The organism is Paucibacter sp. KCTC 42545 (genome assembly GCF_001477625.1).
Classification (GTDB): Bacteria; Pseudomonadota; Gammaproteobacteria; order Burkholderiales; family Burkholderiaceae_C; genus Paucibacter_A.
Window position 1 is genome coordinate 1,741,716 of the sequence record NZ_CP013692.1, and the last position, 17,344, is coordinate 1,759,059.

General features: G+C 63.5%; 10 protein-coding genes and 2 riboswitches. Of the genes, 2 read left to right on the top strand and 8 right to left on the bottom strand.

The features are described from left to right. Window positions 1-7: 7 nt before the first annotated feature. Window positions 8-3,247 carry an efflux RND transporter permease subunit gene (locus tag AT984_RS07825; protein WP_058719617.1) on the top strand — a complete coding sequence of 1,080 codons (3,240 nt, stop codon included), beginning with the start codon at window positions 8-10 and terminating at the stop codon, window positions 3,245-3,247. Between the two features lie 69 nt (window positions 3,248-3,316). Here the strand turns inward: AT984_RS07825 and AT984_RS07830 are convergent, their stop codons facing one another. After that, window positions 3,317-3,844 carry an SRPBCC family protein gene (locus tag AT984_RS07830; protein ID WP_058719618.1) on the bottom strand — a complete coding sequence of 176 codons (528 nt, stop codon included), beginning with the start codon at window positions 3,842-3,844 and terminating at the stop codon, window positions 3,317-3,319. Window positions 3,845-4,159: 315 nt separating this feature from the next. Between AT984_RS07830 and AT984_RS07835 the strand changes: the two genes are divergently transcribed. After that, window positions 4,160-4,936, top strand: coding sequence for a substrate-binding periplasmic protein (locus AT984_RS07835; RefSeq protein WP_058719619.1), 777 nt, complete (start codon window positions 4,160-4,162; stop codon window positions 4,934-4,936). A 65-nt stretch (window positions 4,937-5,001) separates the two neighbouring features. Here the strand turns inward: AT984_RS07835 and AT984_RS07840 are convergent, their stop codons facing one another. From AT984_RS07840 to AT984_RS07870, 7 genes are all read right to left on the bottom strand, one after another. Next, window positions 5,002-6,393 (bottom strand): L-serine ammonia-lyase, encoded by a 1,392-nt coding sequence (locus tag AT984_RS07840; protein WP_058719620.1) that lies wholly within the window; start codon window positions 6,391-6,393, stop codon window positions 5,002-5,004. Between the two features lie 126 nt (window positions 6,394-6,519). Next, complete coding sequence (gcvP, locus tag AT984_RS07845) at window positions 6,520-9,414, bottom strand: aminomethyl-transferring glycine dehydrogenase (protein WP_058719621.1); 2,895 nt, start codon at window positions 9,412-9,414, stop codon at window positions 6,520-6,522. 158 nt (window positions 9,415-9,572) lie between these two features. Then, window positions 9,573-9,950: a glycine cleavage system protein GcvH gene (gene gcvH, locus AT984_RS07850; RefSeq protein WP_058719622.1), complete on the bottom strand. Its 378-nt coding sequence runs from the start codon at window positions 9,948-9,950 to the stop codon at window positions 9,573-9,575. Window positions 9,951-10,065: 115 nt separating this feature from the next. Then, a complete protein-coding gene (gene gcvT, locus AT984_RS07855; protein WP_058719623.1) occupies window positions 10,066-11,181 on the bottom strand; it encodes a glycine cleavage system aminomethyltransferase GcvT in 1,116 nt (371 codons plus the stop codon). Between the two features lie 52 nt (window positions 11,182-11,233). Next, window positions 11,234-11,343, bottom strand: a riboswitch (glycine riboswitch). Window positions 11,344-11,352: 9 nt separating this feature from the next. Continuing rightward, a riboswitch (glycine riboswitch) is annotated at window positions 11,353-11,456 on the bottom strand. Between the two features lie 212 nt (window positions 11,457-11,668). Continuing rightward, window positions 11,669-13,363: a hypothetical protein gene (locus AT984_RS07860; RefSeq protein WP_058719624.1), complete on the bottom strand. Its 1,695-nt coding sequence runs from the start codon at window positions 13,361-13,363 to the stop codon at window positions 11,669-11,671. Window positions 13,364-13,460: 97 nt separating this feature from the next. Then, entirely contained in the window at window positions 13,461-13,922 is a 462-nt protein-coding gene (locus AT984_RS07865; protein ID WP_058719625.1) for a GNAT family N-acetyltransferase, read from the bottom strand. Between the two features lie 16 nt (window positions 13,923-13,938). Beyond that, window positions 13,939-17,277 (bottom strand): amidohydrolase family protein, encoded by a 3,339-nt coding sequence (locus AT984_RS07870; RefSeq protein WP_082679856.1) that lies wholly within the window; start codon window positions 17,275-17,277, stop codon window positions 13,939-13,941. Window positions 17,278-17,344: the final 67 nt, after the last annotated feature.

The following is a 17,344-nucleotide window of genomic DNA, read 5'->3' on the forward strand; positions in this document are numbered from 1 at the left end:
CGCCGCCATGTGGATGACCCGCATTTCGATTCAAAACCCGGTCTTCGCCACCATGGTGATGGTGGCCTTGTGTGTGCTGGGCCTGTTTTCCTACGCCAAGCTGGGCGTGGAAAACATGCCGGATATTTCCATCCCGGTGGCCTCGGTGGACGTGCGCTACCCCGGTGCCTCGCCCGAGGCGGTGGAACGCGAAGTGGCCAAGCCACTGGAAGAAGCGCTCAACACCGTGGCCGGCGTCGAACGCGTGATGTCGCGCAGCTATGAAGGCCGCGTGCAAGCGCAAGTGGAGTTCGGCCTCAACGCCGATATGAACCGCGCCATGCAGGAGGTGCGCGACCGCGTCGCCGCCGTGCAGTCGGTATTCCCCAAAGACGTCAAGCCGGCAGCCGTCTCGCGCGAGCAGATGGACAACGCCCAGCCCGTCGTCGTGCTGGCCTTGATGAGCAAGACCCGCCCGGCCCGCGAGCTCTCGATGATGAGTGAGCTGATCGTGGCCAAGCGGCTCTCGCGCGTCGAGGGTGTGGCCCGCGTGGATGTGGGCGGCATGGTCAGCCGCGAGGTGCGCATCGACCTCGACCCGCTGCGCCTGCGCGCTTATGGCGTGACGCCGGCGGAGATCTCCGCAGCGCTGAAAGAAGCCAATGCCGATCAGCCGGTGGGCTTGTTGTCCGACCGCAATGCGGATGCGATTTTGCGCGTGGAGGGCCGCGTCAAAGACCCCAAGCAGTTCGCCAATATCGTGGTGGCACGTCGTGGCAACCTGGTGCTGACCCTGGGCGACCTGGGCCAGTTGGTGGAGCGCGAGCGTGAACCCGACAGCATTGCCCGCATCAACGGCGCGCAAGCCGTGACCTTCAATGTCTTCAAGCAGCAAGACGCCAATGTGGTGAAGAGCGGCGAGGCGGTCAAGGAAGCGATGGCGGAGCTGAAGAAGACCCTGCCGAGCGATGTGCAGCTGGAACTGATTTACGCCAACTCCGACTTCGTCAAGAGCTCGCTCGACGGCCTGCAGCACACGCTGATTGAAGGCGCGCTGCTGACCGTGGCCATCGTGTTCTTGTTCCTGCACAGCTGGCGCTCCACCATCATCACAGGGCTGACCTTGCCGATCTCGGTGATCTCCAGCTTCATCGCCGTGCATGCTTTTGGCTTCACGCTCAACTTCATGACCATGATGGCCTTGAGCTTGTGCATTGGCTTGTTGATTGACGACGCCATCGTGGTGCGCGAGAACATCGTCCGCCATGTGGGCCTGGGCAAGAGCCACCGCCAAGCGGCCTTCGACGGCACCAACGAGATTGGCCTGGCCGTGATGGCCACCACCTTCGCGATTTGCGCGGTGTTCGTGCCCGTGGCCTTCATGGGCGGCATCATCGGCAAGTTCTTCTACCCCTTCGGCATCACGGTGGCGGTGGCTGTGCTGGTGAGCTTGTTCGTTAGCTTCACCCTGGACCCCATGCTGTCCTCGATCTGGAAGGATCCACCGAGCGCGCAGCTGCAACGTGTGCCGGTGCTGGGCGCCATGATTCGCGCCACCGACAAAGGCATGGACAAGCTGCACAGCACCTACGAGAACCTGCTGCGCTGGGCTTTCTCGGGCCGCCGCTACCGGGTCTTCGTGCCGCCGGTCCCTGTGTTTGCGCGTCCTTTTGACGCCCAAGGCCAGCGCGACAAATCCTTGCCACGGCGCTTGCGCCTGGCCACGCTGACCCCGCGCGGTGTGGTGTTGTGGGCCGGTGTCATGAGCTTTGTGGTGGCGCTGGGCCTGGTGCCCCTGGTGGGCAGCGAGTTTGCGCCGCAAACCGATCAGGGCTTCACCCAGGTGACGCTGCGCATGCCGGTGGCCTCCAGCCTGGAGCGCTCCAATGCCAAGGTGGCGCAGGTGGAAGAGGTGCTGAGCAAGTACCCCGAGATCCGCATGCTCTCCACCGTGGTGGGCAGCACCGGGGAGGGCATGGCCACGGGTCGCAACCAAGCTTCGCTCAATATTGCGCTGACGCCGCGCAAAGAGCGCAAGCGCACGCAAAAGCAGATCGAGGACGCCATCCGCGCCGACATCGCCAAGATCCCCGGCATCGAAACCAGCGTGGGCTTTAACCGCCCGGTCTGGGTCACCATTTTGGGCAGCGACCCCGTGGTCCTGACCCGTGTGGCGCAAGAGTTCGCAGAAAAGCTGAAGAAGATTCCTGGCACGGTGGATGTGGACCTGACGGTCAAACCCGGCCTGCCGGCTTACGCCGTGCGGCTGAAGGACTCCGCCATCCGCGAGTTGGGCCTGACCGCGCCGCAGATCGCCGCATCGCTGCGGGCTTACGTCAACGGTGAGGTCGCCACTTACTGGACCACGCCGGACGGCAACCAGGTCGAAGTGCTGCTGCGCTTGCCGGTGGAGCAACGCCAGCGCATTGAGCAAATGAGCAAGCTGCCGGTGGCCTTCGCCAAAGACGGCTCGCCCATCGCGCTGGACCAAGTAGCCACGATCGAGAGCGTGTTCAACCCCGAGGTGATCCGCCGCCAGAACCTGCAGCGCCGCGAGGCGGTGTTTGCCGGCGTGGAAGGGCGGCCTTCGGGTGATGTGAATGCCGATGTGCAAAAGCTCATCAAGGCCACCGAACTGCCCCCGGGCATCAGCTTCAATGTGGACGGTGCGGGCAAGCAGCAGGCCGAGGCCTTCAACGGCTTGTTGGCGGCCATGGGCCTGGCGGTGATCTTCATCTACATCGTGCTGGCCAGCCAGTTCGGCAGCTTTGTGCAGCCCCTAGCCATCATGGCCTCACTGCCCCTGGCCTTGATTGGCGTGATGCTGGCCTTGCTGCTGTGGAACAGCACGCTCAATGTGTTCTCCATGATCGGCCTGGTGATGCTGATGGGCTTGGTGACCAAGAACGCGATCTTGTTGGTGGACTTTGCCAACCAGGCACGCAAGGGCGGCGCCAGCATTCCGGACGCCTTGCTGCAAGCCGGCTTGATCCGTATGCGCCCCATCATCATGACCACGGCGGCCATGGTCTTCGGCATGCTGCCCATGGCGATTGCGCTCAACGACGGTGGCGAGATCCAGGCGCCCATGGGCCGAGCCATCATCGGCGGTGTCATCACCTCGACCCTGCTGACCTTGGTGGTGGTGCCGGTGCTGTATTCCTATCTGGTGCGGGAGCGCAAGCCTAAGGCAGCACCAACGCCAGCGCCGGAAACGAATGTGGCGGCGGGTCTTGAGCACGGACTCGTGGCCAAGGGTGCTAAGTAAAGACGGCGCCTAAGTCAAGCCAAGCCAAGCCCTGCGGCCTCCCGACCGCAGGGCTTTTTTCTTGTGACCTCAGGGCTTCTCCGCGACTTCCTTAATCTGCTTGAGACCTCTCTCGAAGTCCTTGCCCACCATCGCGTCCATGCTGACGAAGACGCCCATCAGCTTGGTCACGAAATTGGCCGGGCCGTACATGGCCCAGCTCATCTTGGTGGCCTCGCCCTGGCGGCTGAGGGTGTACTCAGCCGTGTTGTGGGCCTCGAAAGGGCTTAAGAAATCGAGCTTGACGACCACCTTGTCGGCGCTGGCCGAGAGGATTTCCATCCGGCCCTTGCCGACTTCGTCATTACCCTTCCAGGCATAAACCGCGCCGACGCCACTGGCCGGACCGCTGAAATCACGCTGCATGGCGAGGTCCAGATGCTCCCAGGGTGACCAGAGTCCGAATTTTTGGAAGTCGGTCAGCAAGGGCATGAGCTTCTCCGGCGGCGCCTGGATCACGATCTCCCGCTGCACACGAAAGTCATCGGGCCGGGTGAGGGTGAACACCAGCAGGCCGGCGATCAATGCCACGAGGGCGAGGCCAATTTTCTTGAGCATTTCGGCGTCCTTTCAAGTCCTGTAGCTGCAGGCATTGGCCACTTGCCTACGACGGCCAATGTCTGCGAAGCCGCATGCTAAGGCTTGGCGATCGGCCTGGCGGGTCGTTCAGGGCAACTCCCTAGTGGCCGGGCATTCGCGCACTCAAGCAGGCAAGCAGCTTCGGCTTGCTTGGGCGATGAGTTCAGGAAGTGGCGAACGAATTGCGGGGTATTGCGGCGAATTTGGCAATGGCCCGAACTTTGCCTTGTCCCGCCTCCAGCCCATGGTTATTGAATCGACCTAAGATGCCCGCGACTGCTTCCCGGGTGTTTCATGCGCTTGCTTTCCTTGTTGTTTTGCTTTGGGCTTGGCCTGAGTGCTTCGGCCCAAGCCGCGCCCCAAGCTGCGTCCCAAGCGGCGACCTTGAGGCTGCTGAGCGAGGAGTTTCCCCCCATTACCTTCACCCAAAACGGCGTTTCCAAAGGCTTGGCCGTCGAACTGGTCGAAGAGATTCAACGTCGGCTTGGGCAGCAGCAACAGACCATCGAGTTCATGCCCTGGAGCCGTGCCTACCGAGAGGTTCAAGGGCCGGGCCAGATCGCCTTGTTCACCATGGCGCGTACGCCGGTGAGGGAGCCACTCTTCAAGTGGGTAGGGCCGGTGGTGACCTTTTACAGCGCGATCTACGCGCCTGCCCAAGGGGGCTTGCGTTTGCGAAGCTTGGAGGATGCCAAGCGTTTCGAATCGGTGCTGGTGGTGCGGGATTGGTTCACCGCCGAAGAGCTAACAACCCTCGGCTTCAAGAATTTGGTGCCGGTCAGCGACCCCGTCACTGCGCTGCGCATGCTGCTGGCCAAGCGCGCGCCGCTATTCGCCACCGAGCGACAGTCCATGCCGGGCATCATGGCGCAGGCGGGTCTGCCCGAAAGTTCGCTGGAAGCGGTCTACACCTATGCCAGTTCGCAAGGCTATATCGCCTTCTCCAAAGACACCCCTGATGCTTTGGTGAAGGCCTGGGCCCAACAGCTTGAGGCCATGAAGCGGGACGGCAGCTTTGCTGCCATCTACAAGCGCTGGTTGCCGAACGATCAAGCGCCCATGGGGCGCTAGGCCTTCATTGCATTCGCGGTCATAGGTTCAGTCGCCCTCAGCGTGCGCCAAACAAGCGGCCGCCATCAGCACTCAACGATATTCACCGCCAGCCCGCCGCGGGCCGTTTCCTTGTACTTGGTCATCATGTCGGCGCCGGTGTCGCGCATGGTTTTGATGACCTTGTCCAGGCTCACGAAATGGGTGCCGTCGCCGCGCAAAGCCATGCGGGCGGCGTTGATGGCCTTCACCGAGGCAATCGCATTGCGCTCGATGCAGGGGATTTGCACCAGGCCGCCAACGGGGTCGCAGGTCAGGCCGAGGTGATGCTCCATGCCGATCTCGGCAGCGTTTTCCACTTGCTCGGGCGTGCCACCCATCACCTGGCAGAGCGCGCCAGCCGCCATCGAGCAAGCCACGCCCACCTCGCCTTGGCAGCCCACTTCGGCGCCCGAGATGGAGGCGTTTTCTTTGTAAAGGATGCCGATGGCCGCGGCGGTCAGCAAGAAATCGATCACCCCCTCATCGCTGGCATGGTGGACGAAGCGGGTGTAGTAATGCAGCACGGCCGGAATGATGCCGGCGGCGCCGTTGGTGGGCGCTGTGACCACACGGCCTCCCGCGGCGTTTTCTTCATTCACCGCCAGGGCGTAGAGGTTGACCCAGTCCATCACCTGCAGCGGGTCGCGCAGGGCCGCCTCGGGATTGCGGGTCAGGTCGGCGTGCAATTGGGCGGCGCGGCGTTTGACCTTGAAGCCGCCGGGCAAGATGCCCTCGGTCTTGCAGCCGCGCGTCACGCAGTCCTGCATCACCTGCCAGATCTTCAGCAGGCCGGTGCGGGTTTCTTCGTCGCTGCGCCAGTGGCGTTCATTGCGGCGCATGATCTCGGCGATGCTGATGCCGTGGGTCTTGCAGATCTGCAGCAAATCGTCGCCGCTCTTGAAGGGGTAGGGCAGCACGGTGGCATCGGGGGCGATAACTTTTTGCTTGCTGCCGTCGGCCGCGATTTCGTCGCTGACCACAAAGCCGCCACCCACCGAGTAGTAGGTGCGCTCGGCAATTTGTTGATCCAACTCATCGAAGGCGATGAAGCGCATGCCGTTGGCGTGGAAGGGCAGGCTTTGGCGGCGAAACATCACCAGATCCTTGGCCTCGTTGAAGGCGATCTCATGCTCGCCCAGCAGCTTGATGCGGCTACCCGCGCGAATCGCCTCCAGCAGCGCGGGTACTTGCTCCACATCCACGGTGTCGGGCTCGTGGCCAGCCAGGCCCAGCAGCACGGCCTTGTCGGTGCCGTGGCCTTTGCCGGTGGCACCCAGCGAGCCATACATTTGCGACACCACGCGGTGGGTTTGGGCCAGCAGGCCATCCGCCTTCAGGCGCAGCGAGAACAGGCGAGCGGCGCGCATCGGGCCCACGGTATGGGAGCTGGACGGGCCGATGCCGATCTTGAACAGGTCGAAAACTGAAACGGCCATGAGGCCTCCTCGGATGGATGTGTGAGGTTCAAAAAAAGCCGGCGGCGCAGTGGATCACACAGGGCGCGGCCGGCTAGTCAATGAGCAAAAAATGCGCAGTGCTTGAACTCAAGCCTGCTCAGCGATTTACTCGTAGTCGCTCATCGGAGGGCAAGAGCAGACCAGATTGCGGTCACCGTAGACGTTGTCCACGCGACCCACCGGCACCCAGTACTTTTGGCGGCGCAGGCTGGCCACCGGATAGGCGGCCACTTCGCGGCTGTAGCCATGCGTCCACTCGGCAGCCAGCAGGCTTTCGGCGGTGTGCGGGGCATTGACCAGTGGGTTGTCGGTGGCCGTCCAGTTGCCCTTGGCGACTTGGTCGATCTCGGCGCGGATGGCCAGCATGGCGTCGCAGAAGCGGTCTAGCTCGAACTTGGATTCGCTCTCGGTGGGCTCCACCATCAGCGTGCCGGCCACCGGGAAGGACAGGGTGGGGGCGTGGAAGCCGTAGTCGATCAGGCGCTTGGCCACGTCTTCGGCGCCGACGCCGGTGGCGTCCTTCAGCGGGCGGATGTCCAAGATGCACTCATGCGCCACGCCGCCGCCCTTCACGCCAGCGATATTGCCGCTGAAGTGAATGTCGTAGGCATCGGCCAGGCGGGCGGCCACGTAGTTGGCGGACAGAATCGCCACTTCGGTCGCGGCTTGCAGGCCGTCCGGGCCCATCATGCGCACATACATCCAGCTGATTGGCAGCACGGCCGCATTGCCCAACGGCGCGGCGGACACGGCACCAATGGCTGTGGCGCTCTCGTAGCCAGCCGAGCGGTGCGCCGGCAGGTAGGGCACCAGATCGGCCACCACGCAAACCGGGCCAACGCCCGGGCCACCACCGCCGTGCGGGATGCAGAAGGTCTTGTGCAAGTTCAGGTGCGACACATCGCCACCGAACTCGCCCGGTGCGGCCACGCCCACCAGTGCATTCATGTTCGCGCCGTCCACATAGACACGGCCGCCATGGCTCTTGACCAGGGCGCAGATCTCCTTGACCTGGGTGTCGAAGACGCCGTATGTCGAGGGGTAGGTGATCATGATGGCGGCCAGATTGGCGCTGTGCAGTTCGCACTTGGCCTTCAGGTCGGCCAAGTCGATATTGCCTTCCTTGTCGCACTTGGTCACAACCACGCTCATGCCCACCATCTGGGCGGAGGCCGGGTTGGTGCCGTGCGCCGATTCGGGGATCAGGCAGATCTTGCGATGGCCTTCGCCGCGGGCATCGTGGAAGGCCTTGATGGCCAGCAGGCCGGCGTACTCGCCTTGCGAGCCAGCATTGGGCTGCAGGCTGATGCCGGCATAGCCGGTGGCCTGGCACAGCCAGCCGGTGAGCTGCTCGTTCAGCAACTCATAGCCCTTGAGTTGGTCGCGCGGCGCGAAGGGGTGGATGGCGGCGAACTCAGGCCAGGTGATGGGGATCATCTCGCTGGTGGCGTTCAGCTTCATGGTGCAAGAACCCAGCGGGATCATGCTGCGGTCCAGCGCCAGATCCTTGTCCGACAGGGCGCGCAGATAGCGCAGCATTTCGGTTTCGGAGTGATAGCGGTTGAACACCGGGTGGCTCAGATAGCCGCTGCTGCGCTGCAACTCAGCCGGGATCAAGGAAGCGATGCCCTTCTCGAAGGCATCAAAGCCTGCCACGGCCTTGCCGCCAGCGAACAGGCCCAGCAGGGTCTGCACATCAGCGCGGGTCGTGGTCTCGTCCAGCGAGATGCCCAGCGTGGTGGCGGAGGCGCGGCGCAGATTGATGCCGGCGGCCAGGGCGGCGGCCAGAATCTCGGCGGTCTTGCCATTGGTCTGCACATTCAGGGTGTCGAAGGCGCTGGCGTTGTTGATGACAAAGCCCAGCGACTTCAGGCCTTGGGCCAGCAGCGCGGTGAAGGCAGCCACGCGCTGAGCAATGCGCTTCAAGCCTTGCGGGCCGTGATAGACCGCGTACATGCTGGCGACCACGGCCGGCAGCACCTGGGCGGTACAAATGTTCGAGGTGGCCTTCTCGCGGCGGATGTGCTGCTCGCGGGTCTGCAGGGCCAGGCGGTAGGCCGGGTTGCCATGAGAGTCGATGCTCACGCCGACCAGGCGGCCGGGCAGATTGCGCTTGTACTCGTCCTTGCAGGCCATGTAAGCGGCGTGCGGGCCACCGTTGCACAGCGGCATGCCGAAGCGCTGGGTCGTGCCGATGGCGATGTCCGCGCCCATTTCGGCCGGAGCCTTGATCAGGGTCAGGGCCAGCAGGTCGGCCGCGGCAATCAGCAGCGCGCCTTGGGCGTGCAAGGCGTCGGCGGCGGCTTGCAAGCTGCGCACATCGCCGTTTACGCCAGGATACTGCAGCAGGGCGGCGAAGCACTCGCTCTTGCCCGCTTCAGCGGCCGGGCCCACCACCACGTTGAAGCCGATGGGTGCGGCGCGGGTGCGGATCACTTCCAGCGTCTGCGGCAGCACATCGTCGGCGACGAAGAAGGTCTGGCTCTTGCTCTTGCCCACGCGGGCGGCCAGAGTCATAGCTTCGGCGGCGGCGGTGGCTTCGTCCAGCATCGAGGCATTGGCGATGGCCATGCCGGTCAGGTCGGTGACCATGGTCTGGAAGTTCACCAGCGCTTCCATGCGGCCTTGCGAGATCTCGGCTTGGTAAGGCGTGTAGGCCGTGTACCAGGCGGGGTTCTCGAGGATGTTGCGCAGGATGACGCCGGGCGTCAGGGTGTCGTAATAGCCCTGGCCGATGTAGTTCTTCAGCACCTTGTTCTGGCTGGCCACGGCCTTCAAGTCGGCCAAGGCTTGGGCCTCGGTCAAGGCGGCGGGCAATTGCATGCCGGCGCTGCGTTTGATGCTGTCTGGCACGATCGCTTCGATCAGGGCGCGGCGCGATGCGGCGCCAATCACCGACAGCATGCCGGCTTCGTCAGCGGCATCGGGGCCGATGTGGCGGGCGTGGAACTCGTTGGCGTTCTCGAGCGAAGCGAGCGTGGGCAGGGCAGACATCAACATGGCAAATCCTTGGGGACGGCCCGCGCTTGTGGCGGCGGCCGACCATTCATTCGGGAGGTGGGTATTCGCGTTGCCGCGAATGCCGACAATGAGCGCTGAGGCTTGGCTGGCGAGTGGCGGCGCTGCGTGGCAGCGCGCCAGCCTGCCAAGAAGTCAAATCAGCTGTTCTTGACCAATTCGTCGTAAGCGGTGCCGTCCATCAGGCCGTCCAGCTCGGCAGCGTTGCTGAGCTTGACCTTGAAGAACCAGCCGGCCTTGAGCGGGTCGGTGTTGGCCAGAGCCGGGTCGTCGCGCAGGGCTTCGTTGACCTCGGTGATCTCGCCCGACACAGGCATGTACACGTCAGCAGCGGCCTTGACCGACTCAACCACACCGGCCACGTCGTGCGCTGCGAAGGTGGTACCCACTGTGGGCAGATCCACAAACACCACATCGCCCAGCGCGTCTTGCGCGTGCACGGTGATGCCAACGGTGACGATGTTGTCGGCTTCGATCTGGACCCACTCGTGGTCGTTGGTGTACTTGATGTTGCTCATGCTGGCTCCGTTAATTTGTGAAAAGGAATTCTCGTTGAACGCGGCTGAAAAGGCGGCTGAAATGTGGGCAGCGAATCGACAGCGTTGCTTTGGGCTTTGCCGGGATTAAGCGCGATCAACCGCGGTAGTAACCGTTGGGCGTGAAGGGCGTGCTGCTGACGGTCATCGGCGTGCGCTTGTCACGCACGATGGCGTAGACCTGCGTGCCCAGGGCGCTGTGGCTCTTGGCCAAGTAGCCCAAGGCGACCGGCTTGCCCACGGTGGGGCCCAAGGTGCCGCTGGTGACCACGCCGATTTCCACGCCGGCTTCGTCCACCAGCTTGGCGCCTTCGCGCACCGGCATGCGCTCGCTGCTGACCAGGCCGACGCGCTTCTTCGCTGCACCTTCGGCCAGTTGCTGGTCGACCACGGCAGCGCCGGGATAACCCCCGGCACGCGCGCCGCCGGCGCGGCGGACCTTCTGGATCGCCCAGGTCAGCGAAGCCTCGACCGGTGTGATCTCGGTGTTGATGTCATGGCCGTACAGGCACAGGCCGGCTTCCAGGCGCAGCGAGTCGCGCGCGCCCAGGCCGATGGGCTTGACTTCGGGCTGAGCCAGCAGCTTGCGGGCCAGGGCTTCGGCTTGGTCGCCGCGCACCGAGATTTCGAAACCGTCTTCGCCGGTATAGCCCGAGCGGGTCAGGAAGGTGTCGATGCCGTCCAAATTGAAGAAGCCGCCGGTCATGAAGGTCAGCTTGGCCACTTCGGGGTTCAGGCGTGCCAGCGCGGTCACGGCTTGTGGGCCTTGCAGGGCCAGCAGGGCTTGCTCGGGCAGAGGAATCACTTCGCACTGGCCGCCGATCTTGGCTTGCATGTGCGCGATGTCTTGCACCTTGCAGCCAGCGTTGACCACCACGAACAGGTCGTCGGGGCGGCGGGCAATCATCAAATCGTCCAGGATGCCACCGGCCTCATTGGTGAACAGGGCGTAGCGCTGCTTGAAGAGGTCGAGGTCGATCACGTCGACCGGCACCAGGCTTTCAAGTGCAGCAGCGGCATTGGCGCCCTTGAGCAGCACCTGGCCCATGTGGGAGACGTCAAACAAGCCGGCGGCTGCGCGGGTGTGTTTGTGTTCGGCCATCACGCCGGCCGGGTATTGCACGGGCATGTCGTAGCCACCGAAGGGCACCATCTTGGCGCCGAGTTCGATATGCAAAGCGTGCAGGGGGGTCTTGAGGAGGTCGGCGGACATGGTGCGGTACTCGGTCGAGGGCGATAAATGGCCCACCCATCTTGGGTGGGGTTATGCCCTCGCTGTCCGCTTTACTTGAGAGATTGGCCGCCGGCATATCGCCCGCAGCTTGCCCCTTCAGTGGATGGGCTCAAAGACCCATCTCTCTCCAGTGAGGAACGCCCGGTTTTGAGCGTTTTGTCAGTCCTTTTGCCTGAGCGTTCGCAGCGTGGGATCACCAGTGCCACTGCGCCTTCGGCGGCTTTCGCTAGAAAGCTCTCTCCTGACGGGGCGGATTGTAGCCATGCTTTTGCGACGCGGGCGTCAGTTTTTGCGTGTTTTCAAGGTCTGGCTGCCGCCCGACTGGGCGCGAATGGGCATTTATCGTGGGCGAATGGTCAGCGATTGCATGGCGCTTTGCTTGGCATCTTGTGCTGTTTGGCTTGGCGCCAAGACCTGACCTGAAACAGAGCGGCCCAGCTGCGCAATGGGCCGCTCTGCACCCACATCAGTCCGGTTTGCCAACCGTGACGTTGAAGAACGCTGAGGACGGTGTCAGCACCGTAGACAGGCTCAGGTTGATGCCCATGCCTTGCAGTGGCATGCCGACGACTTCGGCGCAATTGCCGGGTACGCCCGCAAAGGTGCAGCTATTGGGCGCCCGATAGCGCAGACCGTCGCGGGGCTTGTCGTAGACATAGCTGTCGCCGCGCTGATCGCTGGCCCGCAAACGGGACACGCTTCGGCTGCCGGCATCAATGGCGGTGACGGTGTTGCTGTCTTCACGCAAAGCGCTGATGCTGCCGTTGCCCGACAGGCTGACTTCGCGGTAGTGGTTCACCGAACCTACGGTGGGCAAGGCCGCCGGCAGCGCTTGCTTGCGGGTGCCGACGCCCCAATTTCCCTCATCGCTGACGAAGACGAAGACAGCTTGGCCGCCCAGCGACTTGTAGAGGAAAGCCCGGCCAACCTTGCTACCGCCTTGGTTCAAATCAAAGCCGCCGGTGCTATTGCTGGTCAATGTGGCCGAGGGACCGGCAACAGCCGTGCAGGCTTGAATGCCGATGCAGTCCTTGTCGCTGATGATCGCGCCTTTGGCGTCGAGTTCGATCTCGCCAAGCACGGCCACCTGGCCATTGGCGGTGGCATTTGAGTATTGATTGTCCCAGACCGCAATCGACCATGTGCCTGCCATCTCCGCCAGTGGCAAGTTCTGTTCAGGCAAACCAACAGCGAGTGATCGCGGGTCATTGGCCGTGGGCTGGTTGTGCGCAAGCAAAACGCCGCCGCTGGCTACCATCACCTGGGCGCCAGTGGCGCTGCCGTCTGAACTGCCGGTTACGCTAAACAGGCATTTGCCTTTGTCTTCAAAGTTCAGTTTGACACCATCTTGATCGGTGGCTTGCAGGGCCTTCGCATCGATGCTCAGCACATGGTGGCGCCATTTGGGGTCGGGCTCGGCCGGGTTGATCATGCGGAACTTGCCGCTCTTAAGCCAGGCGCATGTGCCGGCTGCGGGCGCCAGCGGGGTCGTGAGTACGGCCGGGGCGGCGGGGTTGCTGGCGATATTGTTGGTGACGTCTTGCAGTGTCAACTTGGCGCTTGTCAGGGCACTCATCACCGCGTCGATCTTCTGATCCAAGGCGTTGCCGACCACCAGCGCGTCGCTGAGCGGGTTCATAGTGCCGAGGTCGGTGATGCTGGCCACTGCCGTCTTGATGTAGTCGAGCGCTTGAGTCACCGCGGCAGGGCTAACTGCGGTGTTGCTGCCAAAGTCAGCAAAGTAGTTGGCCGGTGAAGCTCCTGCCAGTTGGGCCACCATCATGGTGGTCAAGGGCGTGATGTTGGCGGTGTAGCTGCCGCTGCCACCACTGCCCGGTACGACCGAGTGAAAGACGCTGCCTTCGGTGCCCGTCACTTCAAGGGCGCAGGGCAGGGTGGCGCCGGTGAGTGTCAGGCTGTAGCTGCCGTCGGCCTTGGTCTCGGTTTTGTCAGCGCCAGTGGCGCATTTGACTTTGACCGTGGCCGCGGCCAGGGCAGCGCCCTTGGCCGCAGTACCGGCCAGGGTGAATGTGCCGGGCGTGGCTGCCGGTGCGGGCGTCTCGGACACCACCGGGTCTGAGACGTCTGAGCCGCTGCCGCCGCAAGCCGCGAGGGCGGCAGCGGCGAGCAGGCCGATGGTGAGGGAATGCTGCTTGCGCATGGAACTCTCCTGGGCTTCATCAAGCGAATTGCTTGGTGGCTGAAGCTTAGAAAGCAGCCCTGCGCTTGCCGTCACCAACTGTGACGAGTGCGTGGAATCAATTCAGAACATGCTCCAGCATCTCGTCACCCAAGCCATCACGCTGACCGGTGGAGCGCCAGCCCAGGTGGCGGTAGAAGCCGTAAGAGCGTGAGGCGGGATCGTCCGAGCAGCCCAGAAAAAGGCGCTGATGGCCATGGCTGCGCAGTTCCGCCATGACCTTGTGCAGCAGCAGCTTGCCCAGGCCCAGGCCCTCAAACTCGGGCAAGAGGGCCAGCACCACTACTTCGCCGCTGCCAACGTCGCCGAAGCAGTAGCCGACCAGCTGGCCTTGGTGCAAGGCCAGATGACCTGGCAGCTGGCCCGAGCGAATTTGTTCGCCCCAAGACGCCACGGTGACACCCAGCTCCGCCAGCCGTTCCGCTGACGCTGCGTTCTCACGCGTCAGCCCGCGAACGCGTATGCACTCCGCCGCGTCTTCGGCTTGAGCCGGGCGAAAGTCGATGTTGGTGTTGCTCATACTCGTCCTTGTTTGCTCAATCGCCATGACCATGGCCGTGGCTGATCAGCTCTTCGTCGATCGGCACATTGGCGTTGCTGCCTTCGAAGAAGAAGGGCTTGCGGGCCTTGCTGCGCGACACCACCTCATTCATCGTCGGCACCTCAAACATGCGGCCGTTTTGCATCACATGGCTGATCTTGTCGCTGTTGCGGATGTCGGCCAGCACGTCGCCACTGATGATGACCATATCGGCCAGCTTGCCCACTTCCAGCGAGCCCAAGTCTTTGTCCAAGCCCAGGTAATGCGCCGGGTTGGCGGTGGCGGTGCGAATGGCCTCCAGCGGCTTCATGCCACCCAGGCCAAACATCCACATCTCCCAATGGGCGCCCAGACCCTCACGTTGGCCGTGGGCGCCGATATTGGCGCGCACGCCGGCGCGCTGCAAGGCGGTGGCGGTCTTGGCCACGCGCAGCACGTTGAAGTCCTCCTCAGGCGCGGTAGGACGGCGCACACTGCGCGCTTCGAGCACCGTGCGCGGCACGAACTGGCTCAGGATGGGGTGCTTCCACACATCCGTGCGGGCGTACCAGTAATGCTCACCGTCCAGGCCGCCGTAAGCGACGTTGAGCGTGGGGGTGTAGCCAACTTGCGTTTGCGTCCACAGCTGGGTCACGTCGTCGTAAACCTCGGCCAGCGGCAGCGCATGTTCGATGCCGGTGTGGCCGTCAACAATCATGCCCATATTGTGTTGAAACAGGGAGCCGCCTTCGGGTACCACCATCATGCTGGTCTGGCGGGCGGCCTCGATCACTTGCTGGCGTTGCTCGCGGCGCGGCTGCTGGTAGCTCTTGACGCTGATGGCGCCGGCGGCTTGCTGGCGCTTCAGATGAGTCAGTGCATCGTCGAGGTTATTCACCACCGCCGTCACACCGGCCTTGGCGCCATAGAGGATGGAGCCGGTCGAGTAAATGCGTGGCCCCACCACCCGGCCGGCGCGTTGCAGCTCGGCCTGGCTGAAGATGTCGCTGTTACGGTTGGAGGGGTCGTGGATGGTGGTCATGCCAAAGGCCAGCGAGGCGTAGTTGATCCAGCTTTGCTGCGGGATGATCTCGTTCTCGGCCATGCCGCCATGCCAGTGGGCATCGATCAGGCCGGGGATGATGGTTTTGCCGCTGGCGTCGACGCGCTTGGCGTCTGCCGGGATTTGCACCTGCGCCGCCGTGCCGATTGCGCTGATGCGGTTGCCGTCCACCACGATCACGCCTTGCTCGATGACCTCGTCGCCCTTCATCGTGGCGATGCGGGCGCCGGTGATGGCGATTCTGCCGCTGGGTTTGTCGCTGGGCTGCTTGAAGCCGATCTTCTGGCCGGTGGCCACCGGCTTGTCAGTGCCGGTCAGCGCGGTGGTGAACAGCTCGTCGCCGTAGGCAAAGTGCACGCGATGGCTGTCGCCGCTCCAGTGCATCATTTCGCCCGCGTTGACATCAAGCTTGCGCACCGGCAAGCCGTCCATCTTGGGGCCGACGTTGATGGACTTGCCGACCATGGGCAAGGGCGTCACGAATGCATGGGCGCGCTCGACGAAGCCCAGCCACCGACCGTCCGGCGACACACTGAACTGGCTGACGAACTCGCCCTTGGCCACTTCAGTTTCGCTGCGGTCGTCCAAGTTGATGCGGATCAGCTTTTGCTGCGAATCCACCTCGCTGCTCATGCTTGAGCGGGTGATGAACACCGCATCGCTGCTGGCGCCGAATTGCGGTGTTTCGCCGCTCTTGCTGATGCGCTTGGGCGCGCTCTTGCCGTCGCTGGCGACGATGAACACGCCGTTCTCCAGGCCATGCCAGGGGCTGGTCAAGTAGCCGCCTTTTTCCTTGACGAAGACCACCGTCTTGCCATCGGGCGAGAACTGCGGCGCGAGGTATTTGCCTGGCATCGGCGTCAGCACGGTCTCGCGGCCGCTGGCCAGATCGCGCTTGCGCACGCTGCCGAGCTTTTCGTCGTTCCAGCTGACATAGACCAGCTCGCGGCCATCGCGCGAGAAGCTGGGGAAGAACTCGAAGGCCTCGTTCTGCGCGGTGATGCGCTTGGGCGTGCCCTCCGGCAGATCCTTGAGATAGAGCTGGCCCAGTGCGGAATAGACCACACGCTTGCCGTCCGGCGCCACATTGACCCAACGCAGCTGCTTGACGCCGAATTGATCCGGGGCCACCTCTTGCGCGAAGCGCAGGGCCTCGCGCACTTCACGCGTGTCCTTCACATGGAAGGGAATCTCGACAGCTTGCTTGCCATCGGCCTTCTCGCCATTCACAGCCTTGAAGGGATCGACGCGCCAGAGCTTGCCTTGCGCCCAGACGACGATCTGCTTGGCGTCCGGCGTCCAGGCGAAGCTGGGGTAGACGCCGTACACGGACCAGGCCTCTTGCAGGTCGCGCTCCAGCCCGCCCCAGGCGGCGCGTTCCACGCCGGTCTGCAGGTCTTTCAGGAACAAGGTGCTCTGGTTGCGCACGCGGCGCACAAAGGCCAGGTACTTGCCGTCCGGCGAGGGCGTGGGGCGAATGGCGCCGCCAGCACCTTGCACAAATGCCTCCACCGAGCCATCGCTCAGGTCCTGGCGGAAGATCTTGAAGATCTCCTTATTGCTGTCTTTGTTGTATTCAAAAGTCTTGCCCGGCGTCGTGTCGTGCGAGTAGTAGAGGTATTTGCCGTCGGGCGACAGGGCGGGCTCGCCCAGATCCTTTTGCCAGTTCGGCTTCTCGTTGAGTTGCACGCCCTTGTTGGACGCAGCCGGCGCATCCACGTGGTAGAGCCAGATCTCGCCCGAGCCGGCCGAGCGCGTGCCGGTGTAGTGCTTGCGCGCGGCAATGTATTTGCCGTTCGGATGCCAGACCGGGTTGTTGAGCAAGCGGTAGTCTTCCTTGCTGATGGCGTGCGGATTGCTGCCGTCGGCATTCATGACCCAGACGTTGTCGCCACCGCCGGCATCGCTGATGAAGGCAATCTGCTTGCCATTGGGTGAGAAGCGGGCCTGGTGTTCCCAGGCGATGGAATGCGTCAACGGCTTGGCCTCGCCGCCGCTGATGGGCAGGCTGTAGAGGTCGCCCAGCAGGTCGAACACCAGGGTCTTGCCGTCGGGGCTGACGTCCACGCTCATCCAAGTGCCGCTGCGGGTGTCGATGTTGACGGTCTTGGCCACACCGGGCGGCTTGTTGACGTCCCAGGCTTTGGCTGCGGACGCGGCAGGCTCGGCGGCCTTGATGTCGGTGGCGGGGTTCTGGGTGGTGGTCTCGGCAGCCTGGCTGAGGCCGCTGACCAGGGCCAAGCTCAGGGTCGCCAAGGCGATGGCGCTGGGGGCAAAGAATTGGGTTTTCATGGGCTCGCAGCTTAGCGCCTGAACGCAGCGCTTTCGCTCGGTGTTTGCACGCGACAGCGCCTTTCCA